This is a genomic window from Tabrizicola flagellatus (assembly GCF_046295235.1).
Lineage (GTDB): Bacteria > Pseudomonadota > Alphaproteobacteria > Rhodobacterales > Rhodobacteraceae > Tabrizicola > Tabrizicola flagellata_A.
In genome coordinates this window covers 51896-76088 of sequence record NZ_JBKBLV010000014.1, presented here as the reverse complement: position 1 = coordinate 76088, position 24193 = coordinate 51896, and the positions used below count along the sequence as shown (strand labels likewise).

Sequence of the window (24193 nt, the reverse complement as noted above, 5' to 3'; positions counted from 1 at the left end):
GCGGCGGTGTTTAGCGAAGGGTCTTGGGGCGTGCAAGGCCCCGCATCGAATTTTTCCGCCCGCCCTCACGGCTTGCCCGCGACGCGGCGCGCGGCTAGGACGGGGCATGGCATGGGACGCGATCATCCTGGGCGCCGGGGCGGCCGGCATGATGGCGGCGATCGAGGCCGGGCGGCGCGGACGCAAGGTGCTGGTCATCGACCACGCACGGGCCGCGGGCGAGAAGATCCGCATCTCGGGCGGCGGGCGCTGCAACTTCACCAACCTCGGCATCGCGCCCGAACGGTTCCTGTCGCAGAACCCTCGCTTTGCCTTGTCGGCGCTGAAGCGGTTCACACAGTGGGATTTCATCGCCCGGATCAACGCGGCGGGCATCGCCTGGCACGAAAAGACCCTGGGGCAGCTGTTCTGCGACGGGCCGGCGACCCAGGTCGTCGCCATGCTGCTGCGCGACATGGAGCGTGCGGGCGTCACGCTGTGGCTTGACTGCGCGCCGGGCGCCATCCGGCAGGACGACAAGGGATTTGCGCTGGAAACCCCGCGGGGGGCGCAGAGGGCGCGGGCGCTGGTCGTGGCCACGGGCGGCAAGTCGATCCCGAAGATTGGGGCGACGGGCCTGGGCTACCAGATCGCCGGACAGTTCGGCCTGCCGGTGGTCGAGACGCGCCCCGCGCTGGTGCCCCTGACCTTCGCCGAGCAGGAGCTGGCCTGGATGCGGCCCCTGGCCGGGGTGTCGGTCGCGGCGCGGGTCGCGGCGGGACGGGCGCGGTTCGACGAGGCGGTGCTGTTCACCCACCGCGGCCTGTCGGGCCCGGCGATCCTGCAGGCCTCGTCCTACTGGCGCGAGGGCGACCCGATCCTGGTGGACCTCGCGCCGGGGCAGGACATGGCGGGGGCCTTGCGCGCGGCGAAGGCGGCGCAGGGCAAGACCGCGTTGCGCACGGTGCTGGGGCGCTGGCTGCCCGAACGGTTGGCCCGGCATCTGGAAGAGGCGGCGGGGATCTCCGGGCCGATGGCGGAACTGCCGGGCGCCACGCTCGACCGGATCGCGGCGCAGGTGAACGGCTGGCGGCTGGTGCCGGTCGGATCGGAGGGCTATCGCACCGCCGAGGTGACGCTGGGCGGGGTGGACACCCGGGCGCTGGACGGGCGCACGATGGAGGCCAAGGGCGTGCCGGGCCTCTTCTTCATCGGCGAGGTGGTGGATGTCACCGGCTGGCTGGGCGGCTACAACTTCCAGTGGGCCTGGTCGAGCGGCTGGGCCGCGGGACAGGCGCTTTAGCCCTCAGATCGTGATCCTGGCGAAACCGTCGCGCAGGGCATGCGACCAGGCCTCGGACATGGCGCGGAAGGCGGGGTCCCCGGCCTCGATCCGCCGCGCATGGGTGACGCGGCAGGCATCGCGCTCGATCACCGCCAGGTCCAGCGGCATGCCGACCGAGAGGTTCGAGCGCAGGGTCGAATCCATCGACAGGAGCACCGCCTTGGTCGCGTCGGACAGGCTGGTCGTCGGGCGCACCACCCGGTCGAGGATCGGCTTGCCGTACTTGTGCTCGCCGATCTGAAGGAAGGGCGTATCCTCGGTCGCCTCGATGAAATTGCCTTCCGGATAGATGAGGAACAGCCGCATCGCCCCGCCCCGGCGCTGGCCGGCGACGATCATCGAGGCCGAGGCGCCCTGCATGGCCGACAGCTTTTCGTCCACCTCGGCCCGCACCCGCGCCAACCGGTCGCCGACGATCTCGGCCACCTTCAGCAGCGTGGGCGCCAGCATGATCGAGGTTTCGGGCGTGGCCTCGGGATCCTCGACCGCCTCGCGCAGCTGGGCGATCGTGGTCTGGGTGACCGACAGGCTGCCGGCGGTCATGATGACGATGACGCGCTCGCCCGGGTCCTCGAAGGTGAACATCTTGCGGTAGGTCGAGATGTTGTCGAGTCCGGCATTGGTGCGCGTGTCGGACAGAAGCACCATGCCGTCGTTCAGTAGCAGCCCCACGCAATAGGTCATTCTGGTCCGTTCTCCCCGTCCGCGCCGAGCCTATTGGGCCGATTGGAGAACCGCAACCGTCACATCCATCTCCTCTACCGCCGCCCCACGGGCAACACCGCGGATCGGCGCCGCGTCCTGCGCGTCGAAGCCGGAACCCAACCGGATGTAGCGGTCGTCAGGGCAGCAGCGGTTGGCGGGGTCGAAGCCCACCCAGCCGAGTCCAGGGATGTGCAGCTCCGCCCAGGCATGGGCGGCCTCGTGCGGGGTGCCGTCCTCGGTGGCGAAGAGATAGCCCGAGACATAGCGCGCCGGGACCCCGCGGGCGCGGGCAAGGGCGATCAGCACATGGGCATGGTCCTGGCAGACGCCTTCGCCGAGGGCCAGCGCCTCGGCGGCGGTGGTATGCGCATGGGTGACGCCGGGGCGATAGGCGATGGCGTCGGATACGGCCAGCGACATCGCGTGCGCAATCGCCAGGCAGTCGGACCCGGAGGCCGAGGCCGCAAGGGCGGCGAGGGCCACGTCGATCCGGGTAGGCGCGGTCTCGCGCAGGTAGCAATCGGGGGCCACGCTCTCGCGGTGGCCGCGCAGGACGCCGGCCATGTCCTCGGTCTCGACCGTTCCGCGGACCTGGACGGCAACCCCGTCGACCGGCCCGGCGATGGTCCAGCCCTGCACGACATCCCCTGCCCCGTCGCGGTGACGTGCCCCCCGGATACCGCCGGTCACCGTCACCTCCCAGTCGATGACCTTCTGTCCGGCGAAGGCGGACGGGGTCAGGCGGTGGCTTTGAACGACCGAACGCACGGGGACATCGTAACGATAGCTGGTCAGGTGATCGACGGTCAGGCGCATCAGCGCATCTCTCCGCTGAGGTAGCTGTCATGAATCGCCGTGGCCAGCGTGGCGGATTCGGTGATGTAGCGGGTCAGGAACTCGTGCAGGCCCTCCTCGAAGATCATGTCGACGGTCGTGCCCTCGATCCCTGCCAGAAGGGCGCGGGCGCAGTCCTGGGCCCGGGTTTCGCGGCCATAGGCCTTGGCTATGCGGCCGAGGTGGTTGACGAGCCCCGCGGTGCAGGTGGCCAGCGAGCGGGGCGACTGCGGGTTGCGGATCAGGAAGTCGGCGATCTTCGCCGAGGTCACCTCGCCGCCGTAGGCCCAGTGGAAGGCGCGCTGCGCCCCCATGGCGCGCAAGAGCGTGGACCACTGGTAGTTGTCGAGGCCGGACCCCACGAAATCGACGCGCGGGAGAAGGACATAGTACTTGACGTCCATCAGCCGCGCGGTGTTGTCGCCGCGTTCGAGATAATAGCCGATGTTGAGGAAGTTGAACCCGTCGTCGCGCAGGAGCGTGGCGTCGATCGCCCCGCGCAGCATGGCGGCGTGGCGCATGGTCCAGTCGGTCAGCCGCGACAGTTCCAGCGTCGAGCGTTCGGCCCGTTCCAGCTGGCGCAGCTCCTGGAAGGCGGTGTTCAGCGCGTCCCAGACCTGGGTCGTCAGCGCGGTGCGGACGATGCGGCCGTTCTCGCGCGCGGCGGTGATGCAGCTGGCCACGGACGAGGGATTGTCGCGGTCGAAGAACAGGAAGCTTTCGATGTTGCGCTGGACCGGATCGCCGTACTTGGCCGCGAAGGCATGGGCCATGCCGGTGGCCTGCAACAGGCTGTCCCATTCGCTGCGGTAGCCCTGTGCCGACGGCAGAAGGCTGATCCGGCTTCCCACCTCCAGAAGCCGCGCGACCGTGTCGGCGCGTTCCATGTAGCGGGCGATCCAGTAGAGGTTGTCTGCGGTCCGGCTCAGCATGTCAGGCCTGTTCCCCAGGATCTTTCGTCGAAGGATCCTGGGCCTTGTCAGTGGTGCCGCAAAATTCTTCGGCGAAGAATCTTGCGCTGTGGTCGCGTTGTCCGGTCATTCCGCCAGCACCCAGGTATCCTTGACCCCGCCGCCCTGGCTGGAGTTCACCACGAGCGACCCTTCCTTCAGCGCCACCCGCGTCAAGCCGCCGGGCACCAGTTCGATGCGTTCGCCCACGAGGCAATAGGGACGCAGATCGACATGGCGCGGGGCCACGCCCTCTTCGACGAAGGTGGGCACGGTGGACAGCGCCAGCGTCGGCTGGGCGATGTAGTTCGCGGGATCCTCGACCAGTTTCGCCCGGAAGCGTTCGATCTCGTCCTTCGACGCCCTGGGTCCGACGAGCATGCCATAGCCGCCCGAACCGTGAACCTCCTTCACCACGAGGTCGGGCAAGTTGGCGAGGACGTGTTTCAGATCCTCTTCCCGGCCGCATTGCCAGGTCGGCACGTTCTGCAGGATCGGCTCTTCGCCGAGGTAGAAGCGCACCATGTCGGGCACATAGGTGTAAACCGCCTTGTCGTCGGCCACCCCTGCCCCGGGCGCCGAACAGATCGACACGCCGCCAGAGCGGTAGACATCCATCAGGCCGGGAATCCCGAGCATCGAGTCGGGGCGGAAGCACAGCGGGTCGAGGAAGGCGTCGTCGATGCGGCGATAGATCACGTCCACCCGCTGCGGGCCTTCGGTCGTGCGCATCCAGACGTATTCGCCTTCCACGAACAGGTCCTGCCCCTCGACCAGTTCCACCCCCATCAGGTCGGCCAGGAGCGAATGTTCGTAATAGGCACTGTTGAAATGGCCGGGGGTGAGGATCACCACCGTCGGCTCGCCCTTGCACTTGGCCGGCGCGACGCTGGCCAGGGTGCGGCGCAGCTTTTCGGAATAGGTATCCACCGGCTCGATACGGTTCTCGCGGAAGAGGTCGGGGAACATCCGCATCATGATCTCGCGGCTTTCCAGCATGTAGCTGACCCCCGAGGGCGTGCGGCAGTTGTCCTCGAGGACGTAGAATTGGTCGGGGCCGGTGCGGACGATATCGACGCCGACGATGTGGGAATAGACGCCCTTGGGCGGCACGAAGCCGACGACGGCCTTTTCGTAGGCCTCGTTGCGATAGACGAGATGGGCGGGAATGCGGCCGGCGCGGATGATCTCGCCGCGACCATAGACATCGACGAGAAAGGCGTTCAGCGCCCGGGCCCGCTGCTTGATCCCGCGCTCCAGCCGCGCCCATTCGGTGCCGGAAAAGACGCGCGGGAACATGTCGAAGGGGATCAGACGGTCCGGGTCGCCGCCCTCGCCATAGACCGCGAAGGTAATGCCGATACGGCGGAACAGGGCCTCGGCCTCGGCCTGCTTCAGGCTGCGGAGTTCTTCGGGCATCGTCGCTACCCAGTCCTGCAACCGCGCATAGGGTGCCCTGACCTCGGTGCCCTGGTACATCTCGTTGAACTGGCTCACCACGTCCCCCTGAACGTCTTGCCCCGACTAGAGCAGAGGCCGCGCGAGGGGAAAAGCATTACCGGAAGGATAGCGCCCGCAGCATCACCAGTTGCACAAGTTTTGTGCACATGATCCACGGGATTCCGGCAGGATCCGGTGGTCAGGGCCGAGGCAGATGCGGGGCCACGGCCGCCTCGACACGGGCGGCGACGGTCTCGGGGGCACCGTTTGCATCTATGACGCGGAATCGTGCATGGCGGCCAGCCAGGGCCAGGAACCCGGCGCGGGCCTTCTGCTGGAAGGCCAGCCCCATGTCCTCGAAGCGCAATTCGGCGCCGGCGCGGGCCTGGGCCCGCGCGAGGCCCAGGGCGGGGTCGATGTCGAACAGGAGCGTGAGGTCAGGCTCGACCCCGATCATCAGCGCGTGCAGGCGGTCGACCACCCGGGCCAGGTCGCCCCGGGTGATGCCCTGGAAGATCCGGGTGGAATCGGCGAAGCGGTCGGTGATGACGATCTCGCCGCGCGCCAGTGCGGGACGGATCGTCTTTTCCAGATGGTCGCGCCGCGCGGCGGTGAAGAGCAGGATCTCGGTTTCCGGCGACCAGCGGTCGGTGGCGCCTTCGAGGACCAGACGGCGGATCTCCTCGGCGCCAGGGCTGCCGCCGGGTTCGCGCGTCAGAGTGACCGTGTGTCCGCGCTGGCGGAGGGTCTCGGCCAGAAGCCGCCCCTGGGTGGACTTGCCCGAGCCGTCGATGCCTTCCAGAGAAAGGAAGAGCCCCGCCATTCAGCTGGCCGGCGCCCCGAGATAGCGGGCGTAGAGCGCGCTGGCCGCCGTGGTCAGCCGCCCGAGGAACCCGGCCCTGCCGACATCGGCCTCGGCCACCAGCGGCACCTTGCGGTCGGGAAGATCCGGGGCATGGACGATCAGTTCCGCGACCGGCGTCCCTTTGGCGATCGGGGCGATCAACGGGCCGTTGTAGACGACCTCGGCGGTCAGGCTTTCCTGCACCAGAGCCGGCACCAGAAGGCGGATGTCCTCGGCCGGAACGAGGCCGACAGTCGGGGCCGCGCCCATGTGAACCTCGGCCTCGGCGACCCGGACACCGGACTTGGCGATGGTCTTTTCCGAGAATTGCCGGAAGGCCCAGCCGACAATACGTTCGGCCTCTTCGGCGCGCGCCTTCTCGCTGGGCAGGCCGGTGATGACGAAGATGATGCGCCGGTCGCCCTGCTTTGCCGATCCGACCAGACCGTATCCGGCCTCCTGCGTGTGCCCGGTCTTCAGCCCGTCGGCGCCGACGCCAAGTTCCAGCAGGGGGTTCCGGTTGCGGGCGTTGGCGGGCGCGCGGTTCTTGTAGTTGAACTCGGTCTCGGCGAAGATCGGATAGTATTCGGGAAAGTCCTGAATCAGTCGCCGGGCCAGGATGCCAAGGTCGCGCATCGACATGCGGTGGTTCGGATCGGGCCAGCCGCTCGCATTGGCGAAGGTCGATGCCGTCATCCCGAGCGCGCGGCCGCGTTCGGTCATCTGCCGGGCAAAGGCCTCTTCGGTGCCGGCAAGCCCTTCGGCGACCACGACGCAGGCATCGTTGCCCGAGTTCACGATCATGCCGTGGATCAGCTCGTTGACGGTCGGGCGGTCGGTTTCCTGGAGGAACATGGTGGAGCCGCCCATGGCCTTGGCGCGCGACGAGACCGCGAAGGGCGTGTCCATCGTGACGCGCCCGTCCTTCAGCGCCTCGAACAGCATGTTAATGGTCATCAGCTTGGACATCGAGGCCGGGGGCACGGGCTGGTCGGCGTTCTTGTCCATCAGCACCGTGCCCGTCGTCATGTCATAGACCCAGGCGGCGGTCGCCGCGGTCTCGAAGGCGCGCGCCGGCAAGGCGGCAAGCGCAAGGGCAATCAGGGTCAGGACAAGGCGCAGACGGTTCAGCATGGCGGGCGGTCCCTGCTCACTTCAGGAAATAGGCGTCGGCGAAACCGGCGGCCTTGATCTTCTTCAGCGCGGCCTCGTCGCCCTGGACGACCACGCCCCAGACCGCCTGGCCGCCTTTTTCGGATTTCTGCGGCGTCGCGGTCAGGCCGATCTTGGCCAGAGCATCGGCAGCGCGCCTGGCATTGTCCTCCTTCGAGAACGAGGCAACCTGGATCGGCCGGACCGGACCGCTGGCCACTGCGGGAGCGGCCGCCGTATCGGCGGGGGCCGCAGGCTTGGCCGCGGGGGCCGGGGCTGCGCCGACGACCTTGCGCTTGCCGGCCGCTTCGGGCTTGCCGGCCACGACCTCGGGCTTGCGGGCATCGAGCGGGGCGGCTTCGATCGGGGCTACGGCCGCCGTCGCGGCGGTGGCCGTCGGGGCCGCGCCGGCCGCAGTCTCGCCACCAGACGCCATCGCGGCATCGGCCTCGGCGGCGGAGGCTGCGGCCTTGGCCTCGGCCGCGGCGCGTCTCTTGGCCTCGCGCGCTGCCTTGGCCTCGGCCCGGCGCTCTTTCCAGGTCTTGCGCTTCGGCGTCTCGTCCACCGCAGCCAAGGCGGCACCGGCCGCGGTAGCGCCGGCGACCGTGGCATCCGCCGCGACCTCGCCCGCGGCAGGCGGCGCAGCGCCCGGCTTCGCTGCGGCCGGAGCCGCGCCAGCCGATTTACCGGCATCGACAGCCGCAAGCGCGGCGGAGGCGATGGCAGCGGCCTCGCCCGGCTTGGCGTCGCCCGGTTTTGCATCTTGGGTCGGTGGCGCGACCGAGGCAGGTGCCGGCGCGGCCGCGGCCTTGACCTCTTCCTTGCGCAGCGCAATCACCCGGATCTCGGTCGGCTGACCCGCCAGGATTCCCAGCGCTTCGGCCGCATCGGACGACAGTTGAAGCCGGGGGCCGGGATTTTCCCGCTCGCGCCGGAACAGCGCCCCGGTTACCGACTGCCCGGTTGCCTGGTTGACGATCAGCGCGCGTTCCGGGTTCGTCACATCGGGCGCCGCGACCCATATTCCGCCAAGCGAGGGCCGCCCGTCCCACAGCGCCTTTTCGGTCGCCTGAAAGACCTCGGGCGCCTCGACATCCCGGGTCCCGGCCTTCTTGCCGCCCGGCGCCGCGGCGAAGGTCGCACCGCCACCACCGCCGGCATCTCCGCCGCCTTCGACGCAGCCCGCAAGCAGACCCGCTGCCGCCAGACCGATGATCGTGAACCGAAGCCCCGCTCTTGCCATCTTCCGCCCTCAAGTGCGCGCGGTCTGCGCGCCGCGCTTTACCGATGAAGTCTCCCCGTGTCCGGGCGCTTTTGCCCGAGGCTTGTGTCGCCGCTTTTCCACAGGGTCTGCCTGCAATTTGTGGCCAGCATACTGCCTTGCGCAAGCGGTGGGAAGGGCGGAGGCGATCTGCTGCGCTCACGATCAGCGGAATTCGCCGCTGGAGCGCGTGACTGACGGCCTTTCAGAATCGAGCTGGGCAGGATATGCCCGCGCCACGACCCGAACCAGCCGCGGGGCGCAAGGAAGTGTGGCCGAGTGGTTTAAGGCTCTGGTCTTGAAAACCAGCGTGGGGGGAACCCCACCGTGGGTTCGAATCCCACCGCTTCCGCCATTTACCATTGATTTCATTGCGTTTTTCGAAACTCGATTTCACGGACCCCACATCAAGCCCAAAAAAGAGAAAACACTTGTTTGACTATTGCCTTCCGAGCGCCTTTGCCCCGGCTCGCGCCTAGGCCAGCAATTTGGCCAGTTCCCGGGGCTCTGTTGCACAAATCGTCTGTCGGCCGGACGTTCCCCTTCCGTGGACAGACCTGTCCTGCGACCTCTGTGATGGGCGTGCCGAGCGCGGTGGATCCGTTCGGGACGGCGACGTGAACCTGGAACTCGGCGACCAGACGATCGAAGTTGCGCGTGGACAGGCGCTAAGCCAGCAGCTTGACGCAATGCATCTTCGTCTCGGCGCGGCTTCGGCGGTGATACCTGCCGCACCTGGCCAAGGTCGTCGACGATCCCGGCAGCGGCGTGCCCGAACTGGCCCGGGACATCTGCCGCATGTTCCCTGAGCAGATTGCCCTGGTCAACGCGCGGATCAATGCAATGAAAGGGCGGATGGCGGCCATGTCGCAGGAAGCAGACCTGCCGCGCCAGTTCCAGACGACGCCGAGTGTCGGTCCGATCACCGCACTCGCGGTCGAGACCTTCGCTCCGCCGTTGGAGCAGTCCCGGCGCGGACGTGATTTTGCATCCCGGCTCGGGTTGGCCCTGCGGAAGCACTCCAGCGGCGGCAAGCAGAAGCTGGAGAAAACTTCGAAGATGGGGCAGCACGATATCCTGCGGCTGCCGGTCATCGGGGCGACCGCCGTGATCCGCTGGGCATCGCGGCGAGGATCGCCGAGGGGGTCATGGCTGGCGCGGATGCTGGATCGCAAGCCGGTGCCGGTCGAAGCCACGGCGCTGGCGAACAAGATGGCGCGCGGCATCTGGGCGATGCTGACGCGCGGCGAAAGCTATCGCGGCCCGATGCTGATCGGCGCCTGACCGGGCGACGAGCGGACAACCGGGCCACCGAATTGTGAGGAAGGCATGATCAGCATGGGCATATGATCGACATGATCCGGATCGGGCAATCCAGAAACCTTCTCCGAGCCTCAAGCTCGCTCTTGGAGAGGTGGCCCCGCTCCGCGCATCACCATCCCGGCCTCCGGCGCCAGTCGGCCGGACGAACAGGCCTGACAAAAGACCGCACTCGATCACCCGTCTCGCCGATAAGATATTCCTTGCAAACCGAGCGGCATCCTCAAAAGAAGGTTGGATAAAAGACCCATCCCCTCCAAATCCCTGCGGAACAGGCCGATACGCGCCTTGTCGCGCCGGCACCGGCGCATCGCGACCTCGAACCTGAAGAGGCGCAAGGACTTATCGTCGAGGGATCGACCGTGCAAAGCGACGGATCGCCAGAAGGAGGACGGTCACAGTCCCGAACGTCAAGACGATGCCGGCCGCAAACGGGGGAAGAAGCGACAACCGGATCCCCGTCCCCGTTGCTGCGACCAGCGCCAGCAGCGCCAGGGTCAGCCGGGCATCGGCAACAAACATCGACCAGAGTTCGCGGCTCACGTCCTTCAGGATGTTCATGCCATTGCCCCCTTCGTGTTGCGCGCCAGAGCCGCCCCGGCAAGACCGGTGGCAAGGAACAGCGCCGCCAGCGCAAGCAGCATCAGATCGCCGCCCGGCCATTCGATGCCAAGCCCCTCTCCCGCCCAGAATACCCCGAAGGCCGTCAGCATCACGCCCACACCGAACTTCAGCGTGTTCTCGGGCACGCGGGCCAGCGGCCGGTGCGCGATGGCGCCGGCCACCAGAACCAGCGCGCAGGCCAACGCCGCGCCCATCGCCGCGGGGCCGAGGAGGCCGCGCCCGGCGCCCACCGCGACCACGATGAACACGACCTCGAGCCCCTCGAGCAGAACCGCCTTGTAGGCGGCGATGCCGGCGATCCAGTCCTGCGTGCGGCCCGAGCGGGCGAGTTCGCCCGACAGTTCGGCCTGTTCGCGGGCAAAGATCGCCGCCTCGTCGTGCAGCGGGATCACGCCGCCGGCGCGAAGCGCCGCCTTGCGCAGCCAGCCCGCCCCGAACAGCAAGAGCATCACCCCGACGACCAGTTGCAGCAGATGCAGCGGCACGCGGTCCAGGAGCGGCCCGAGCAGCGCCACGATGGCGGCCAGCGTAGCGAGGGCCGCCCCGGTGCCGAACACCGCCGGCCGCCAGCCGCGCAGGGTGGCGACAACGAGAACGATGGTGAAGGCCTCCACCACCTCGACGATCGAGGCGAGGAAGGCCGAGGCCACGGCGGGCCAGGCGTGCGAGTACGACAGCATCAGTCGTGCCGGCGTGCTTCGGCCAGCGCCTCGGCGCGGCTCAGACCGAGGTCGGCCAGACCCGCGTCGTCAAGCCCGGCCAGCCCGGCGCGCTGGCGCTGGCGGTCGTCCCGGGCGTGGAAGCGGTCGATCAGCGTCACGCTTCCGACCGCAAGTCCGGTCGTCGGTCGGGACAGGGGCAGGTTCGGCCGATGCAGGTTTGACATGGTAGCCTCACTTGTTCTCGTCATGCGCGTCGAATACGCGGCGGGCATAGTCGTCCAGTACCGCCTCGCACTGCTTCAGCCGGTCGGCGGCCTCGGCGGCGCGGGGGGCGCCGTAGAAGTCGAGCTTGCGGATCTTCTCGAGCCAGCCCTGGAGCTTCTTGAGATCGACGTCGTTCTCCTCGAGCTCGGCATAGGTGTAGTGGCTGGCGGCGATTTCCTTGGCGACCTCGCGCTCGAAGTCGTCGCACTTGTCGATGAACTCGGCATAGGCCTCGTCGCGGTCGGCCTTGAAGCGGGCGGTTACCTTGGCCGACTGTCCCGTCTCGAGCGGAAGCCCGCGAAGGAGGACCGCCTCGCCCCCCGCCGCGGTCACGTCGTTCTCGACGATCTTCAGCCGGCGAAGGTGGTCGTCGGTCTCGGGCAAGAGGCAGACGCCGTTCTGCAGATAGACGGCACCCAGTCCCTTCAGCTTGCGCCACAGCGCAACGCGCCGCGCGGTCGGTTCGGGCGGGACCTTGTAGGAGAGGATGAGCCAGGCTTCGTTATTCATGGCTCGTTCATACTGTAACGATGGTTACAAATCAAGTGGCGCTTTCTGGCGCCGGCAGTGTAGCGGCACGATCGTCGATGCCCCACCATTGCTCCATCTGTTCCCAGCTTGCATCCATCGGCCAGGCGGCGGACAGGACCGGAACCGAGAAATGGCCATAGCGGATCGACAACTGCTGCTCGGCCGTCTCTTCGTCGATCCCGGCCACCATCGCCTGATAGACCACCGCCGCAAGCCCGGTCCGGTCCGAGCCGGAGCGGCAGTGAATCAGAAGCGGTTTGGGCGCTTCGCGCAGCGTGGCCAGCAGGGTTTCGGCCTGATCGCGGGTCAGTTCGTGACCGGCCGAGAGCGGCAGGTCGATCAGCGTGAGTCCCAGATCGGCGGCGGCCTTTCGTTCGGCCTCGTACCAGTCGGTTCCGGGGGAGGCCCCGCGCAGGTTCAGCACCGTCCGGATGCGGTGGTCGCGCGCATAGCTCGCAAGCCGGTCGGGCGTGGGCTGGTTCGACCGGTAGACCTCGCCCGCGACGACCGTGGCGAAGTTTCCGGTCCATTGCCGCCAGCCCAGATAGCCGCCAAGCGCGACAACCGTGGCCAGGACCAGGGCGACGAGGCGCAGCACCTTGCGAAGACGTGTCATGGTGATCCCCTGGTCTGGGCTGCGCGGGCAGCCGTTTCGGTGAAGGTCAGCCGGACCCGCAGGCCGGGCGCGTTGTCGGAAAGGCCAAGCTCGGCGCCGTGGGCCTGGGCGATGGCCTCGACCAGCGACAGGCCGAGGCCATGGCCGGGCGTGGTGCGCGACCGTTCCAGCCTGTAGAGGCGACGGCGCACCTTGTCGCGTTCGGCCTCGGGGATACCGGGGCCGGTATCGGCGACTGTCAGGACGACGCGGCCCGGCTCGCGGGTCAGCGAAACCCGGATGAGCGTGCCGGGGGGCGTGTGGCGCAGGGCGTTCTCGATCAGGTTTGCCACCGCCTGGCCCAGCAGGTTGCGGTCGCCCGTCACCGTCGCCGGGCCCTCGGGCAAGGGCTCGAGGTGCAGGACATGGCCGGAATCTTCGGCGGCGGGTTCGTAGATCTCGATGAAGGTGCGGACCACCGCCGCCAGATCGACGGACCCGAACCGCGCCTTCGGGCTGCCGCCTTCGATCTGGGCGATCTGCAGCAGCGACTGGAAAACGGCCACGGCGCGGTCGGCCTCCTCGGCGGCGCGGGCGGCGAGGTCGGCCTCGGGCCCCTCCTCGGGCAGACGGTCGCGCAGGTCCGACAGCATGAGGGCCAGCCGCTGGACCGGGGTCTTGAGGTCATGTGCGATGTCGGCCGAGACCTGGCGCAGGGCGGTGGTCGCCGTCTCCTGCGCCTCGGCCATGCGGTCTATGCCGGTCCCGATGCGGGAGAGGTCGTCGCCGCGGTCAGGCCCGTCCACCCGGGCGCTCAGGTCTCCTTCCGCCATGCGGCCGAGGGCGGTCTCGATCCGGCCGACGCGGCGGGCCGAGGCGGCCGCGAGCCAGACGCCGGCGGCAAGCGACAACAGGATCGTCGGGATCAGGTTGAAGGCCACGAGGTCAAGAAAGGTCTCGCGCAGTTCCTTCGTCGGCTCGAGACTTTCCGCAACGATCAGCAACCCGCCTGCCATCGGGGCGATCCGGTGTTCGTAGCCGTCCGTGCCCAGCTTGCGGCCATTCTTCAGCGGCGCCAGGCCCACCTTGTCGCCCCGGACCTCGGCCCGGGCGTTGCCGACGCTGGTGCCATCCGGAGCGATGAAGACGAAGATCCGTTGCTCGGGATCGGCCGCCGCGGCCTCGGCGGTGACCAGCGCGGCCAGCGCAGCGGGATCATTGGTCACGCGGAAGCCTGCGACATGCTGATCCAGAGTCGCCGAGATCTGTTCGACCAGGTTGCCGCGGATCTGCACATAGGCGACGCCGAGGGTCGCCATGCTGACCAGCGAGAACAGCGCCACCAGTCCCAGCGCCAGCCGCACAGGGGTCGAGCGGGCCAGCCGTCCGACCCCGGCGACGATCGCGGCGGGCGCGGCCACGGCGTCAGCCCTCGATCCGGTAGCCCGCGCCGCGGACGGTCTTCAGCAGCTCGCGGTCGAAGGGCTTGTCGATCTTCGACCTCAGGCGGCTGATGTGGGTTTCCACGACATTGGTCTGGGGATCGAAGCTGATATCCCAGACCGCTTCCAGCAGCATGGTGCGGGTCTGCACCCGGCCCTTGCGGCGCAGAAGATGCTCGAGCAGCGCGAATTCGCGGGGCAGAAGGTCGATCTCGACGCCCGCGCGGATCACCTTGCGGCGGATCAGGTCCATGGTCAGGTCGCCCGCGGTCAGCACGGTTTCCTGCACCGCCGCCTGCGGGCGGCGGGCCAGCGCCTGGATGCGGGCGGAAAGCTCGCCGAAGGCGAACGGTTTCACCAGATAGTCGTCGCCGCCCGCCTGCAAGCCCTCGATCCGGTCGTCCACCCCGCCCACGGCCGTCAGGAAGATCGCCGGCGTCGGGACTTTCGCCGCGCGCAGTGCCTTGACCAGCGACAGGCCGTCGAGGCCCGGCAGCATCCGGTCCACCACCATCACGTCATAGCCGCCCGACATCGCCTGTGGCAGCGCCTCGCGCCCGTCGGCGAGGTGATCGACGACATGGCCCTCCTGCCGAAGGCCGTTCACGATATAGTCGGCCGTGGTGCGGTCGTCCTCGATCACCAGAAGCTTCATGTTGCGGTCCATGCGCGATACGCGCCACCCCCGACGCGCCTTTCCTGTCTAACCCGAAACGGCTTGCGACCGGAACCCGCCGCGCAAGAGGCGGACGGCGGGCCGGTCCGTTTCATGGCTCACGCTGGCTGGTCGGTGGTCGCGTCTGGCGCGGAGGGCCGCTCGGCGCGCCCGGTCTGGTCGAGACCCTCCGCAAGGCGCACCCCCAGCACCAGAAGTCCGCCGATCACCGCCGCCATGGCCGCAGCGATGACGCCAAAGCCGAGAGCCGCTGCCACCGCGAACAGGAACAGTCCGCGCGCGCCCCACATCTTCAGTTTCCGGATCATCCTTCGTCTCCTTGGTCTGTCGGTTTCGATGCAGCGGATATGCGGGCGGCAGCCGACAGGGCGCTGTCTGTCAGATTACAATTTCGCAATCTCCGTCTTGTGAGCCGGCGTGACCATGCCGCGAGGAAGATTGCGCATTTGCAATCCGCGCGAGGTCTGGCTGCAAGGAAGCCCGCCGATCTTGGCAGCATCGAGACCCCGGCTTCGTAACACCCCGGGGAAATGATCCAGGAGAAACCGACATGCAGACCCGACCGAATTCCCGCCGCTGGCCCGCTCTGGTGCTGGGCGCGCTGATGGGGGCGACCGCCGTGGGCGCGCTTGCGCCGACCCTCACCCCCGCCTACGCCTATTCCGTGCAGCCCGGCGGCTATGCCGACCTCGTCGCGCGCGTCTCGCCCGCCGTCGTCTACATCGAGGTGACGAAGAAGGCCGAGGCGGCCGACTTCAACCCTGCCGACCTGCCGCCCGGCTTCGAGGACTTCGCCCGCCGCTTCGGCATGCCGATGCCCGGCCAGCCCGGCGGCCCGCAGGGCGAGGCCCCGCAGATGCAGGGCGTGGGCACGGGCTTCGTCATCTCGGCCTCGGGCGATATCGTGACCAACAACCATGTCGTCGATGGCGCCGACAAGGTGACGGTCAAGCTTTCCGACGGCACCAGCCTTGACGCCAAGGTGGTGGGCACCGATCCGGCCACCGATCTTGCGCTGATCCGCGTCGAGGCCGGCCATGACCTGCCCTTCGTCGAATGGGGCGACAGCGGCGCCTTGCGCGTGGGCCAGGACGTAGTGGCGATCGGCAACCCCTTCGGCCTCGGCAACACGGTGACGGCCGGCATCGTCTCGGCGCTGGGGCGCGACATCAACTCGGGGCCGTTCGACAACTACATCCAGACCGACGCCGCCATCAACCGCGGCAACTCGGGCGGGCCGCTGTTCGATGCCGAGGGCCGCGTGGTGGGGATCAACACCGCGATCTTCTCGCCCTCGGGCGGGTCGGTCGGGATCGGCTTCGCCGTGCCTTCCGAGACGGCAAAGCAGGTGATCGCCGATCTGGCCGGCGACGGGAAGGTCGAGCGCGGCTGGCTCGGCGTCTCGATCCAGCCGGTCACCGACGACATCGCGGCGGCGCTGGGTCTTGATGCGGCCAAGGGGGCACTGATCGCGGATGTCAATGCCGACACTCCGGCGGCCAAGGCCGGGCTGAAGCGCGGCGACGTGGTGACGGCGGTCGATGGCCAGGCGGTCGAAAGCCCGCGTGACCTGACGCGGCTGATCGCCACGGCCCGGCCCGGTGCCGAGGTGAAACTGGACTTCCTGCGCGCCGGCAAGCCGACCGAACTGGCCGTGACCCTGGGCCAGCGCGGCGAACAGCCCGCCTGATCGCCCTCGGCGCTCAGTTGCAACAGGCTTGGCTCTCGGGCGTCACAGGACGCCCGAGAGCACATTTATCGTCAGGGCCAGAACGCCGAGATTGAAGAAGAAGGCGAAGAGGCCGTGCAGCGTGACCACGCGCCGGATCGGCCGCGATGCAATATCCAGGTCGGCCGTCTGGCAGGTCATGCCGATCACGAAGGCAAAATAGACGAAATCCGCGAAGACCGGTTCCCCGCCCTCGGGAAAGATGATCCCGCCCGCATCTCCCGCCTCGATCTGGTCGTAGTAGAGATGCGCGTAGTGGAAGGCATAGACCAGGTTCGAGAACAGCCAGGCCAGCACCAGCGTGCCCGCGACGATGGCGAAATCGCCGGTGGTCAGGTGGCTGCGCCCCTCGACCATCCGCCCGAGCGCGAGCAGGATCGCCGCCAGTGCAGCCGCCGCCGTCAGGATCAGCAGAACCCGCCCGCCGTCGTCACGCGCCGCGCGAGCCCGGGCGCCTTCGGGGACATCCTTCGTCCAGAGCGGCACAGCCAATGCAATGAACACAGCCGCAGCAAGGTCGAAACCAAGGATCGTCGCCTCTTCGATGGGAAGGAACAACGTGGCTCCGACCGTCGTGCAAAGGAAGACGAGGAGAAAGACGACGAAACGTGGATGCGGCATGCGGCAAACGAGTCCGGACCTTCGGTTTCTTGCCGCATAACAGAGTTTCAATTCTCAAGACAGGTCACCGCGAGAGCGGATCGCCAGATTGGCCTCATGGCAGCGGCGGTCGCTGCCGACAGCCAAAGGAGTGATCCATGCAGATGAAACCGAAATCCCCGTTCTCGCGCATTGTTGCGGCCACGCTTGCCGGCAGCCTTGCCCTCGGTGGTGCCGTCAGCACCATGGCCCGGGCCGAAACCGGCGGCAAGGAGGCCGCCGCGGTTCAGGCGCTGGCGGGCGCCAAGCTGACGCTGGCCGACGCCATCCGCGCCGCCGAGGCTGCGAACCAGGGCATCGTGACCGGCGCCGAGTTCGAGGTGAAGAAGGACGGGGCGTATTTTGACGTGACCACGCAGAACGGCACGACCGAGATCGATCACCGCATCGACCCGATGACCGGCGCGATCCTTGCCAGCACCCCGGACAGCGAGAAGCCCGGATCGGACGGCGACAACGATGCCTCCGAGGCAGACGAACTCGCCGCGATCCAGGGGGCGAAGACCGGCCTTCTGCAGGCCATCTCGGGCGCCGAGGCGCAGGGCGGCAAGGTGCTCTCGGCCGAATATGCGCAGGAGGACAGCGCGCTGGGGATCGAGCTAAAGGTCGCCGATGCCTCGGGCAAGCTGGCCGAGGTGATGGTGGATGCCGCGACCGGGAAGGTCATGGTCGGCGACCAGGACCAGAACGGCGACGAGGACGGCGAAAGCGGCGAGCAGCAGGAAGGCTGATCCGCAATCCCGCGCCCCGCACCGCGCCCCCGGATCCGCGGGCGCGCTTCAAAGATTACAGCGATTCAATCTGCCCGGCAGCGCATGGCAATGCGGGCCGGGCAGGTTGTTGTCATTGAAGGGAAGACCGACATGCTGCCTCGCCTGCGCAATTCCGGGTTGATCGTCATCGGAACGTCGATGAGCATCCTGATGATCGGGCTCACCGCCCTGATCGCCCTGCCGATTCTGGCCGCCGCCGCCTTGGCCCTGCTGCTTGCCGGGCCGTCACGCCGGAGGCTGGACCGGATGCGAGCCGAAGCCATGGGCGGCCCGGTCATCGAGGGGCAATGGACGGTGCTCGACCTGCGCGTCCCTGCCGAGGGGGGGACGAAGGAATGAAACGGACCATCCGGCACCGCACCGCCTTCGTCCTGCAGGGGGGCGGTGCGCTTGGCGCCTATCAGGCGGGCGCCGTCTGCCGTCTGGCCGAAGCCGGCATCCTGCCCGATCTGGTGGCCGGCATCTCGATCGGAGCGATCAACGCGGCGTTGATCGCCGGCAACCCGCCAGACCGCCGCGCCGAGCGGCTGACGGCTTTCTGGGAACGGGTGAGCGGCGCCGCGTCTTGGCCGGGGCTGCGGTTTCTGGGCGCGGGGATCGCGCTGACCGCGGGCGCGCCGGGCTTCTTCGCGCCGCGCCCCTGGCCGGCCGCGCTCGATGCCTCCGGCCTGCCAGGCCATGCGGGTTTCTACGACACCGCGCCGCTGCGCCACACGCTTGAGGAGCTGGTGGACTTCGACCTCCTGAACGCCGGGCCGGTGCGGCTGGTCGTGGGGTCGGTGAACGTGGCCAGCGGCAATTTCGTCTGGTTCGACAGCGCCGAACGCCGCATCGGGCCCGAGCATATCATGGCCTCGGGCGCCCTGCCCCCGGGCTTCCCCCCGGTCGAGATCGAGGGCGAATATTACTGGGACGGGGGCCTGGTGATGAACACACCCCTTGCCCGCGTGATCGAGACGCGCGCCGACGATCGTCCGCTCGTGGTCTGGCAGATGGATCTCTTCCCGGCCCGCGGTCCGGTGCCACGCACGATCTGGACGGTCGAGGCGCGCGAGAAGGACATCCGATTTTCCAGCCGCACCCGCGCCGTGACCGACCGGATGCGCGCCGAACACGCCCTTGCGCGGGCCCTGCATGCCGAGGAGGCCGCGCTGCCCCCCGCGCTGAGGGCCGATCCGGCCGTCGCCCGCCTCCTGGCCCCGCCGGCGCGCGCGCCCCTGACGCTCATCCATCTGATCTACCGCGCCAAGCCCTACGAGACGGGCGCCAAGGATTACGACTTCTCGCGCGAGGCGATGCGGGCACACTGGGCGGCCGGCGTCGCGGATGTCGCGCGCAGCCTGTCGCATCCGAAACTGTCCTCGCACGATCCGGCCGAGGCCGGGATGCACGTCTTTGATGCCGCCGATCCCGAAGCGAAGGAGCCGATCCATGACCGAGGATGACGTGCGCGCCCGCGCCTTCGCCATGCCCCTGACCAGCCCGGCCTTCCCGCCCGGCCCCTACCGCTTCGTCAACCGCGAGTTCCTGGTCATCACCTACCGCACCGACCCCGAGGCCCTGCGCGCCGTCGTCCCCGCGCCCCTGGAAATTGCCGAGCCGTTGGTGAAGTTCGAGTTCATCCGCATGCCCGACAGCACCGGCTTCGGCGACTACACCGAAAGCGGCCAGGTGATCCCGGTCCGCTTCCGTGGGCAGGCGGGCGGCTATGTCCATGCGATGTATCTCGACGACGAAAGCCCCATCGCCGGCGGGCGCGAGATCTGGGGCTTTCCGAAGAAGCTGGCCCAGCCGCGCCTCAGGGTCGAGAAGGACGCCCTGGTCGGCACGCTGGACGTGGGCTCGCTGCGCATCGCCAATGCGACCATGGGCTACAAGCACCGCCCCTTCGATGCGGCAAAGGCGAAGGCCGCGGTCGAAGCGCCGGCCTTCCTGCTGAAGATCATCCCCCATGTCGATTGCAGCCCCCGCATCTGCGAACTGGTGCGCTATGCCTGCGAGGACGTGACGATCAAGGGCGCCTGGGAGGGCCCGGCGCGGCTGGAGCTCTTCCACCACGCCCTTGCCCCGGTGGCCGACCTGCCGGTGCGCGAGGTCGTCTCGGCCGTCCATATCCTGACCGACCTGACGCTGGGCCTGGGGTCGGTCGTCCACGACTATCTGGGAAGCGTACGATGACCGCGGCCATCGCGCGATCCCCTGGCCTGCAGGTTTCGGACCCGCGCACGGAAATGCGGTCGCCCTGCGGCCGCCAGCAAGGAGAATGACCATGGATCTCAAGGGCAAGTCCTGCATCGTCACCGGGGCCGCCAGCGGCATCGGGCGGGCCATCGCCGAACGCTACGTCCGCGCGGGCGGCCTTGTGGCCATCGCCGACCTGAAACAGGAGGCCGCCGATGCCGTTGCGGCCGAGCTGACGGCGAAGGGCCCGGGCCGCGCCATCGGGGTCGCTATGGATGTGACCGACGAGGGTCAGGTGAACGCCGGCGTGGGCAGGGTCGTCGCGGCCTTCGGCGGCGTGGACGTGCTGGTCTCGAACGCGGGCATCCAGATCGTCCACCCGGTCGAGGAGTTCCCCTTCGCCGACTGGAAGAAACTGCTGGCGATCCACCTCGACGGCGCCTTCCTGACCTCGAAGGCCTGCATCCCGCACATGAAGGCGCGGGGCGGCGGGGCCATCGTCTTCATGGGCTCGGTCCATTCGCGCGAGGCCTCGCCCCTGAAATCGGCCTATGTCACGGCCAAGCACGGGCTTCTGGGCCTTGCCCGCGTCATCGCCAAGGAGGGCGGCAAGCACGGCATCCGCGCCAACGTGATCTGCCCCGGCTTCGTGCGCACGCCGCTGGTGGAAAAGCAGATCCCCGAGCAGGCGGCCGAACTCGGCATCTCCGAGAAGGAGGTGATCGAGCGCGTCATGCTGGGCGAGACGGTGGACAAGGAGTTCACCACGGTCGAGGATGTGGCCGAAGTGGCCTTCGTCTTCGCGGCCTTCCCGACCAACGCCCTGACCGGGCAGGCGCTGAACGTCAGCCACGGCTGGAACATGGCCTGAGGAGAAGACGCGATGAGCGACACGTTCCACATCACCCGCGCGCTGCCGGGCGCCGATTTCGACGCGACGATCGAGGCGGTCCGGGCGGCGCTGGCGAAGGAAGGCTTCGGCGTCCTGACCGACATCGACATCGCGGCGACCTTCCGGGCCAAGCTTGGCGCCGAGCGTCCGGCCTACCGGATCCTCGGCGCCTGCAACCCGGGCTTAGCCCACCAGGCGCTGCAGGTCGAGGACAAGATCGGCGCGCTTCTGCCCTGCAACGTGATCGTGCAGGACAAGGGCGGCGCGGTCGAGGTGTCGGCGGTCGATCCCGTCGCCTCGCTGGGCCGGGCGGGACGCCCCGAACTGGCCGGGATCGCCGAGGAGGTCCGCGCCCGGCTTGCGCGGGCCGTCGGCTCGCTCTGACGCCGGGGGCACGACGATGACCGGCTGGCTCGCGCATCTTCAGGGCGACACTCCGACCGGGGTCGCGGCCTATGCGGCGGTGCTGTTTGCCGCGGGCTTCGTCCTGTCGCGGCTCTGGTCGCGCGGGGTGCGGGCGCTCATGGAACGCGACCGCGACGGCCGGATCGACCGGATGAGCGCGGGCTTCCTGCGGCAGGCGGGGCATGTCTTCATCTGGGCGGTGGTGCTGATGATCTTCGCCCATGCGGTGCCGGTGCTGAACCGGCTTGCGACGGCGCTTCTGGCCTCGGTCTCGATCGCGGCGGTGGTGGTGGGCCTGGCGGTGCAGTCCACTCTGTCCAACCTGGTGGCCGGGATCGGGCTGATCTTCTACCGCCCCTTCCGCCTCGGCGACCGGCTGCAGGTGACCGCGCCGACGGGGCTCGAGACCGGGACGGTCGAAAGCGTCAGCCTCGGCTACACGGTGCTCAAGACCTGGGACAACCGCCGTGTCGTCCTGCCCAATTCGGTGATCGCCCAGGCCACGACGATCAACCTGACCACGGTCGATCCCCGCGTGATGGCGCAGGTGCCCTTTTCCATCGGCTACGGCGCCGACATCGGCAAGGCCCGCCGCATCGCGGTGGCACTGGCCGCCGGCCATCCGGGCGTCAGCGAGGTGACGGGCTGCCCGGTCGTGGCGCTGTCGGCCTCGAGCGTTGACCTCACGCTGCGCGCCTGGTGCGCGGATGCGGGCGTCGCCGCGACCGTGAAGGCCGACCTGCTGGAAGACATCAAGCTGCGTTTCGACGCCGAGGGGATCGAGATCCCCTACGCCTACCAGAACATCATCCTGCACCGGGCCCCGCCCGCGCAGGCCGCCGACCCGGCGGAACCGGGCCGCATCAAGGATGGAGAGCCGACATGACCGGCAAACCCCAGGTCCTGATCCTCGGCGGGAACTTCGCCGGGCTCGGGGCGGCGCAGAAGATCCGCGACCACGCGAAGGACGCGGTGGACATCACCGTGATCGACCGCAAGGCCTATCTCGACTACATCCCCAACATCCCGCTGGAGATCTTCGAGGGCCGCGACCCGGCCGTGACCATGCACATGCCGCTGGTCGAGACTCTGGCCCGCGACCGGATCCGTTTTCAGCAGGCCGAGGTGCTGGGCCTCGACCTCGACGCCCGCCAGGTGCGGGTGCGCCCCGCCGAACGCCCCGGCGCGCCGGAATACCGGCTGGACTACGATTATGTGGTGATCGCGCTGGGGGCGCGGCTGGCCTATGACGAGATCGAGGGCTTTGCCGAACACGGCCATACCGTGTCGGACGCCTTCCACGCCAACCGGCTGATCGACTACCTGACCCATCACTACAAGGGCGGGCCGATCGCCGTGGGCTCGCAGCGGTTCGAACAGGGGACGAAGGGCCGCCCCGACTGGCTGCCCACCGCGCTCGCCGCCTGCGAGGGCCCGCCCGTGGAGGTGTCGCTGTCTCTCTCCCACTGGCTGGAGGCCCACGGCAAGGGTGGCGCGAAGAACATCACCATCTTCACCCCCGCGAAGCTGATTGCCGAGGACGCGGGCGAAAAGGTCGTGGCGCAGCTTCTGGACGCGGCCGGCAAGATGGGCTTCGGCTACATGAACGAGACGCGAGGAATCCGCCGCCTGACCGCCGAGGGGATCGAGTTCCTCGACGGCCGGACGCTGAAGGCCGAGGTCAAGATCGTGTTCCCGAACTGGAAGCCGCACGACTTCCTGCGCGGGCTGCCGATCTGCGACGAGGTGGGCTTCGTCATCACCGACATGCGCATGCGCAACCCCGACCGGCCCGAGGTCTTCGCCTGCGGCGACGCCGCGGCGCTGACGGTGCCGAAGCTCGGCGCCATCGGGCATCAGGAATGCGAGATCGTCGGGCGGCAGATCGCCAGGGATGTGGGCATGATGGAGCCGGCGAAGGCCGACGCGCCCTGGATGCCCGAGGTCGTCTGCATCGGCGACATGGGGGGCGGCAAGGCCTTTTACATTCACGCGACAAGCTGGTTCGGCGGCGACATCCAGGAGCTGCGCATGGGTCGCCTGCCCTATGCGCAGAAGCTGGCCTACAAGGAGATGTTCTTCCGCAACCACGGCCGCGTGCCGAACTGGGGCCTGCCGCTCGCCGAGTGGTCGGCCGAACATGTGAACCTGTAACCGCAAGGAAGAAGGAGACGGAAAATGGCTGAACTGGTGGTGATCGGTTACGACAACGCCGAAACGGCGGAAGCTGCGCGCAAGAAGCTGTTCGAGCTGTCGAGCGAATACTACGCCGACGTGGGCGATGCCGTGGTGGCGGTGGCCGACGAAAGCGGCAAGGTGCATCTGCGCCAGATGGTGAACCCCTGGTCGCTGGGGGCGATGTCGGGCTCGTTCTGGGGGCTGCTGATCGGGGTCCTGTTCCTGAACCCGCTGATCGGGCTGGTCACCGGGGCGGCGGCGGGTGCCGTGGCCGGGGCGCTCAGCGATTTCGGGATCCGCGACGACTTCATGAAGGACGTGGCCAGGACCCTGTCGCCCGGCAAGGCGGCGCTGTTCATGATGGCGCGCAACGTGACCTCGGACCGGGTCATCGGGCATCTGGCGGAACTCGGCGGCACGGTGCTGCGCACCAACCTGTCCTCGACCGACGAAGCCAAGCTGCGGGCGCATTTCGTCGAGGCGCAGAAGAAGGCGGCCGCGGGATGATGGGGATGCAGATGCACCTGGTGCTGGGGCCGCTCGCGGCGCTGATCGCGGGCATCCTGATCCTGGTCATGCCGCGGTTGCTGAACTACATCGTGGCGATATACCTGATCCTGATCGGGCTTGCGGGCCTCTTTCCGGCGCTGATGGGCGGCCCGATGGGGCCCTGAGGCCCCTGCCCTGCCCCGAAGCCACCATCCGACCCTGCGGCACAAGACCGCGTCGCAGGGTCCACAGCACTGCGGGA

The 24193-nt window shown here is 68.5% G+C and carries 29 protein-coding genes, 1 tRNA gene and 1 pseudogene; 14 read left to right on the top strand and 17 right to left on the bottom strand.

All coding sequences use genetic code 11. The features are described 5' to 3' along the window. Positions 1-106 precede the first annotated feature (106 nt). A complete protein-coding gene (locus ACK4IU_RS08260; RefSeq protein WP_409733611.1) occupies positions 107-1282 on the top strand; it encodes an NAD(P)/FAD-dependent oxidoreductase in 1176 nt (391 codons plus the stop codon). Between the two features lie 3 nt (positions 1283-1285). On the opposite strand, the gene ACK4IU_RS08255 is transcribed toward ACK4IU_RS08260, so the two are convergent. The 7 genes from ACK4IU_RS08255 to ACK4IU_RS08225 form a co-directional block, all read right to left on the bottom strand. Further along, positions 1286-2008 carry a peptidase gene (locus ACK4IU_RS08255; RefSeq protein ID WP_409733608.1) on the bottom strand — a complete coding sequence of 241 codons (723 nt, stop codon included), beginning with the start codon at positions 2006-2008 and terminating at the stop codon, positions 1286-1288. Positions 2009-2038: 30 nt separating this feature from the next. Continuing rightward, positions 2039-2845 (bottom strand): transglutaminase domain-containing protein, encoded by an 807-nt coding sequence (locus ACK4IU_RS08250; RefSeq protein ID WP_409733605.1) that lies wholly within the window; start codon positions 2843-2845, stop codon positions 2039-2041. Next, positions 2845-3795: an alpha-E domain-containing protein gene (locus ACK4IU_RS08245; RefSeq protein WP_149587094.1), complete on the bottom strand. Its 951-nt coding sequence runs from the start codon at positions 3793-3795 to the stop codon at positions 2845-2847. Before ACK4IU_RS08245 ends, ACK4IU_RS08250 begins: the two co-directional genes overlap by 1 nt. A gap of 105 nt (positions 3796-3900) precedes the next feature. Then, positions 3901-5292, bottom strand: coding sequence for a circularly permuted type 2 ATP-grasp protein (locus tag ACK4IU_RS08240; RefSeq protein ID WP_409733698.1), 1392 nt, complete (start codon positions 5290-5292; stop codon positions 3901-3903). A gap of 160 nt (positions 5293-5452) precedes the next feature. Beyond that, entirely contained in the window at positions 5453-6076 is a 624-nt protein-coding gene (tmk, locus tag ACK4IU_RS08235) for a dTMP kinase (RefSeq protein ID WP_409733602.1), read from the bottom strand. Continuing rightward, positions 6077-7228 (bottom strand): D-alanyl-D-alanine carboxypeptidase family protein, encoded by a 1152-nt coding sequence (locus tag ACK4IU_RS08230; protein ID WP_409733695.1) that lies wholly within the window; start codon positions 7226-7228, stop codon positions 6077-6079. It abuts the gene before it with no gap. A gap of 19 nt (positions 7229-7247) precedes the next feature. Then, complete coding sequence (locus tag ACK4IU_RS08225; protein WP_409733599.1) at positions 7248-8492, bottom strand: SPOR domain-containing protein; 1245 nt, start codon at positions 8490-8492, stop codon at positions 7248-7250. 283 nt (positions 8493-8775) lie between these two features. Here ACK4IU_RS08225 and ACK4IU_RS08220 point away from each other — a divergent pair. Then, positions 8776-8865, top strand: a tRNA-Ser gene (locus ACK4IU_RS08220). 205 nt (positions 8866-9070) lie between these two features. Here ACK4IU_RS08220 and ACK4IU_RS08215 read toward each other — a convergent pair. Beyond that, positions 9071-9235 (bottom strand): annotated as a pseudogene (locus ACK4IU_RS08215) (IS5/IS1182 family transposase); the annotation flags it as partial. A 43-nt stretch (positions 9236-9278) separates the two neighbouring features. On the opposite strand from ACK4IU_RS08215, the gene ACK4IU_RS08210 reads away from it, so the two are divergent. Next, entirely contained in the window at positions 9279-9794 is a 516-nt protein-coding gene (locus ACK4IU_RS08210) for a transposase (protein ID WP_409733596.1), read from the top strand. A 378-nt stretch (positions 9795-10172) separates the two neighbouring features. Here the strand turns inward: ACK4IU_RS08210 and ACK4IU_RS08205 are convergent, their stop codons facing one another. From ACK4IU_RS08205 to ACK4IU_RS08170, 8 genes are all read right to left on the bottom strand, one after another. Continuing rightward, the gene (locus ACK4IU_RS08205) at positions 10173-10391 is read right to left on the bottom strand and encodes a hypothetical protein (protein ID WP_409733593.1); all 219 of its coding nucleotides are present in this window, start codon (positions 10389-10391) and stop codon (positions 10173-10175) included. Beyond that, positions 10388-11134 carry a COG4280 domain-containing protein gene (locus tag ACK4IU_RS08200; RefSeq protein ID WP_409733590.1) on the bottom strand — a complete coding sequence of 249 codons (747 nt, stop codon included), beginning with the start codon at positions 11132-11134 and terminating at the stop codon, positions 10388-10390. Before ACK4IU_RS08200 ends, ACK4IU_RS08205 begins: the two co-directional genes overlap by 4 nt. Continuing rightward, on the bottom strand, positions 11134-11340 hold the full coding sequence (locus tag ACK4IU_RS08195) for a DUF1127 domain-containing protein (RefSeq protein WP_409733587.1): 207 nt from the start codon (positions 11338-11340) through the stop codon (positions 11134-11136). The genes ACK4IU_RS08200 and ACK4IU_RS08195 overlap by 1 nt, the downstream gene beginning before the upstream one ends. Before the next feature lie 7 nt (positions 11341-11347). Next, the gene (locus ACK4IU_RS08190) at positions 11348-11890 is read right to left on the bottom strand and encodes a Chromate resistance protein ChrB (RefSeq protein ID WP_409733584.1); all 543 of its coding nucleotides are present in this window, start codon (positions 11888-11890) and stop codon (positions 11348-11350) included. A 31-nt stretch (positions 11891-11921) separates the two neighbouring features. Further along, a complete protein-coding gene (locus ACK4IU_RS08185; RefSeq protein WP_409733581.1) occupies positions 11922-12527 on the bottom strand; it encodes a dual specificity protein phosphatase family protein in 606 nt (201 codons plus the stop codon). Further along, entirely contained in the window at positions 12524-13927 is a 1404-nt protein-coding gene (locus ACK4IU_RS08180; RefSeq protein WP_409733578.1) for an ATP-binding protein, read from the bottom strand. Before ACK4IU_RS08180 ends, ACK4IU_RS08185 begins: the two co-directional genes overlap by 4 nt. 4 nt (positions 13928-13931) lie before the next feature. After that, a complete protein-coding gene (locus ACK4IU_RS08175) occupies positions 13932-14603 on the bottom strand; it encodes a winged helix-turn-helix domain-containing protein (RefSeq protein ID WP_409733692.1) in 672 nt (223 codons plus the stop codon). Between the two features lie 119 nt (positions 14604-14722). Further along, the gene (locus ACK4IU_RS08170) at positions 14723-14932 is read right to left on the bottom strand and encodes a hypothetical protein (protein WP_409733575.1); all 210 of its coding nucleotides are present in this window, start codon (positions 14930-14932) and stop codon (positions 14723-14725) included. Positions 14933-15174: 242 nt separating this feature from the next. Here ACK4IU_RS08170 and ACK4IU_RS08165 point away from each other — a divergent pair, with 242 nt between their 5' ends. Continuing rightward, a complete protein-coding gene (locus ACK4IU_RS08165; protein WP_409733572.1) occupies positions 15175-16314 on the top strand; it encodes a Do family serine endopeptidase in 1140 nt (379 codons plus the stop codon). 42 nt (positions 16315-16356) lie between these two features. Here the strand turns inward: ACK4IU_RS08165 and ACK4IU_RS08160 are convergent, their stop codons facing one another. After that, positions 16357-16974 carry a DUF1345 domain-containing protein gene (locus ACK4IU_RS08160; RefSeq protein WP_409733570.1) on the bottom strand — a complete coding sequence of 206 codons (618 nt, stop codon included), beginning with the start codon at positions 16972-16974 and terminating at the stop codon, positions 16357-16359. Between the two features lie 137 nt (positions 16975-17111). On the opposite strand from ACK4IU_RS08160, the gene ACK4IU_RS08155 reads away from it, so the two are divergent. The 10 genes from ACK4IU_RS08155 to ACK4IU_RS08110 all read left to right on the top strand — a co-directional run bounded on the left by ACK4IU_RS08155 (position 17112) and on the right by ACK4IU_RS08110 (position 24116). After that, positions 17112-17744 carry a PepSY domain-containing protein gene (locus ACK4IU_RS08155; RefSeq protein WP_409733567.1) on the top strand — a complete coding sequence of 211 codons (633 nt, stop codon included), beginning with the start codon at positions 17112-17114 and terminating at the stop codon, positions 17742-17744. A 132-nt stretch (positions 17745-17876) separates the two neighbouring features. Further along, on the top strand, positions 17877-18125 hold the full coding sequence (locus ACK4IU_RS08150) for a hypothetical protein (protein ID WP_409733564.1): 249 nt from the start codon (positions 17877-17879) through the stop codon (positions 18123-18125). Further along, a complete protein-coding gene (locus ACK4IU_RS08145) occupies positions 18122-19231 on the top strand; it encodes a patatin-like phospholipase family protein (protein WP_409733561.1) in 1110 nt (369 codons plus the stop codon). Before ACK4IU_RS08150 ends, ACK4IU_RS08145 begins: the two co-directional genes overlap by 4 nt. Continuing rightward, positions 19218-19964, top strand: coding sequence for an acetoacetate decarboxylase (locus ACK4IU_RS08140; RefSeq protein ID WP_409733558.1), 747 nt, complete (start codon positions 19218-19220; stop codon positions 19962-19964). Before ACK4IU_RS08145 ends, ACK4IU_RS08140 begins: the two co-directional genes overlap by 14 nt. 85 nt (positions 19965-20049) lie before the next feature. Continuing rightward, positions 20050-20838, top strand: coding sequence for a 3-hydroxybutyrate dehydrogenase (locus ACK4IU_RS08135; protein ID WP_409733555.1), 789 nt, complete (start codon positions 20050-20052; stop codon positions 20836-20838). A 12-nt stretch (positions 20839-20850) separates the two neighbouring features. After that, positions 20851-21243 carry a DUF302 domain-containing protein gene (locus ACK4IU_RS08130; RefSeq protein WP_409733552.1) on the top strand — a complete coding sequence of 131 codons (393 nt, stop codon included), beginning with the start codon at positions 20851-20853 and terminating at the stop codon, positions 21241-21243. Between the two features lie 16 nt (positions 21244-21259). After that, entirely contained in the window at positions 21260-22150 is an 891-nt protein-coding gene (locus ACK4IU_RS08125) for a mechanosensitive ion channel family protein (RefSeq protein ID WP_409733549.1), read from the top strand. After that, positions 22147-23418 (top strand): NAD(P)/FAD-dependent oxidoreductase, encoded by a 1272-nt coding sequence (locus tag ACK4IU_RS08120; RefSeq protein ID WP_409733547.1) that lies wholly within the window; start codon positions 22147-22149, stop codon positions 23416-23418. The genes ACK4IU_RS08125 and ACK4IU_RS08120 overlap by 4 nt, the downstream gene beginning before the upstream one ends. Positions 23419-23442: 24 nt before the next feature. Continuing rightward, positions 23443-23949, top strand: coding sequence for a DUF1269 domain-containing protein (locus ACK4IU_RS08115; RefSeq protein WP_409733544.1), 507 nt, complete (start codon positions 23443-23445; stop codon positions 23947-23949). 5 nt (positions 23950-23954) lie between these two features. Next, on the top strand, positions 23955-24116 hold the full coding sequence (locus tag ACK4IU_RS08110) for a DUF3096 domain-containing protein (protein ID WP_409733541.1): 162 nt from the start codon (positions 23955-23957) through the stop codon (positions 24114-24116). Positions 24117-24193 lie beyond the last annotated feature (77 nt).

Excerpts from the sequence above, each read along its gene's own strand:
- ACK4IU_RS08145 (WP_409733561.1), top strand. The coding sequence starts at position 18,122 with ATGAAACGGACCATCCGGCACCGCACCGCCTTCGTCCTGCAGGGGGGC.
- ACK4IU_RS08260 (WP_409733611.1), top strand. The coding sequence starts at position 107 with ATGGCATGGGACGCGATCATCCTGGGCGCCGGGGCGGCCGGCATGATG.
- ACK4IU_RS08150 (WP_409733564.1), top strand. The coding sequence starts at position 17,877 with ATGCTGCCTCGCCTGCGCAATTCCGGGTTGATCGTCATCGGAACGTCG.
- ACK4IU_RS08115 (WP_409733544.1), top strand. The coding sequence starts at position 23,443 with ATGGCTGAACTGGTGGTGATCGGTTACGACAACGCCGAAACGGCGGAA.
- ACK4IU_RS08225 (WP_409733599.1), bottom strand. The coding sequence starts at position 8,492 with ATGGCAAGAGCGGGGCTTCGGTTCACGATCATCGGTCTGGCGGCAGCG.
- ACK4IU_RS08155 (WP_409733567.1), top strand. The coding sequence starts at position 17,112 with ATGCAGATGAAACCGAAATCCCCGTTCTCGCGCATTGTTGCGGCCACG.
- ACK4IU_RS08165 (WP_409733572.1), top strand. The coding sequence starts at position 15,175 with ATGCAGACCCGACCGAATTCCCGCCGCTGGCCCGCTCTGGTGCTGGGC.
- ACK4IU_RS08205 (WP_409733593.1), bottom strand. The coding sequence starts at position 10,391 with ATGAACATCCTGAAGGACGTGAGCCGCGAACTCTGGTCGATGTTTGTT.
- tmk (WP_409733602.1), bottom strand. The coding sequence starts at position 6,076 with ATGGCGGGGCTCTTCCTTTCTCTGGAAGGCATCGACGGCTCGGGCAAG.
- ACK4IU_RS08135 (WP_409733555.1), top strand. The coding sequence starts at position 20,050 with ATGACCATGGATCTCAAGGGCAAGTCCTGCATCGTCACCGGGGCCGCC.
- ACK4IU_RS08250 (WP_409733605.1), bottom strand. The coding sequence starts at position 2,845 with ATGCGCCTGACCGTCGATCACCTGACCAGCTATCGTTACGATGTCCCC.
- ACK4IU_RS08245 (WP_149587094.1), bottom strand. The coding sequence starts at position 3,795 with ATGCTGAGCCGGACCGCAGACAACCTCTACTGGATCGCCCGCTACATG.
- ACK4IU_RS08140 (WP_409733558.1), top strand. The coding sequence starts at position 19,218 with ATGACCGAGGATGACGTGCGCGCCCGCGCCTTCGCCATGCCCCTGACC.
- ACK4IU_RS08195 (WP_409733587.1), bottom strand. The coding sequence starts at position 11,340 with ATGTCAAACCTGCATCGGCCGAACCTGCCCCTGTCCCGACCGACGACC.
- ACK4IU_RS08255 (WP_409733608.1), bottom strand. The coding sequence starts at position 2,008 with ATGACCTATTGCGTGGGGCTGCTACTGAACGACGGCATGGTGCTTCTG.
- ACK4IU_RS08185 (WP_409733581.1), bottom strand. The coding sequence starts at position 12,527 with ATGACACGTCTTCGCAAGGTGCTGCGCCTCGTCGCCCTGGTCCTGGCC.
- ACK4IU_RS08170 (WP_409733575.1), bottom strand. The coding sequence starts at position 14,932 with ATGATCCGGAAACTGAAGATGTGGGGCGCGCGCGGACTGTTCCTGTTC.
- ACK4IU_RS08160 (WP_409733570.1), bottom strand. The coding sequence starts at position 16,974 with ATGCCGCATCCACGTTTCGTCGTCTTTCTCCTCGTCTTCCTTTGCACG.
- ACK4IU_RS08120 (WP_409733547.1), top strand. The coding sequence starts at position 22,147 with ATGACCGGCAAACCCCAGGTCCTGATCCTCGGCGGGAACTTCGCCGGG.
- ACK4IU_RS08110 (WP_409733541.1), top strand. The coding sequence starts at position 23,955 with ATGCAGATGCACCTGGTGCTGGGGCCGCTCGCGGCGCTGATCGCGGGC.
- ACK4IU_RS08240 (WP_409733698.1), bottom strand. The coding sequence starts at position 5,292 with ATGTACCAGGGCACCGAGGTCAGGGCACCCTATGCGCGGTTGCAGGAC.
- ACK4IU_RS08175 (WP_409733692.1), bottom strand. The coding sequence starts at position 14,603 with ATGAAGCTTCTGGTGATCGAGGACGACCGCACCACGGCCGACTATATC.
- ACK4IU_RS08125 (WP_409733549.1), top strand. The coding sequence starts at position 21,260 with ATGACCGGCTGGCTCGCGCATCTTCAGGGCGACACTCCGACCGGGGTC.
- ACK4IU_RS08130 (WP_409733552.1), top strand. The coding sequence starts at position 20,851 with ATGAGCGACACGTTCCACATCACCCGCGCGCTGCCGGGCGCCGATTTC.
- ACK4IU_RS08190 (WP_409733584.1), bottom strand. The coding sequence starts at position 11,890 with ATGAATAACGAAGCCTGGCTCATCCTCTCCTACAAGGTCCCGCCCGAA.
- ACK4IU_RS08200 (WP_409733590.1), bottom strand. The coding sequence starts at position 11,134 with ATGCTGTCGTACTCGCACGCCTGGCCCGCCGTGGCCTCGGCCTTCCTC.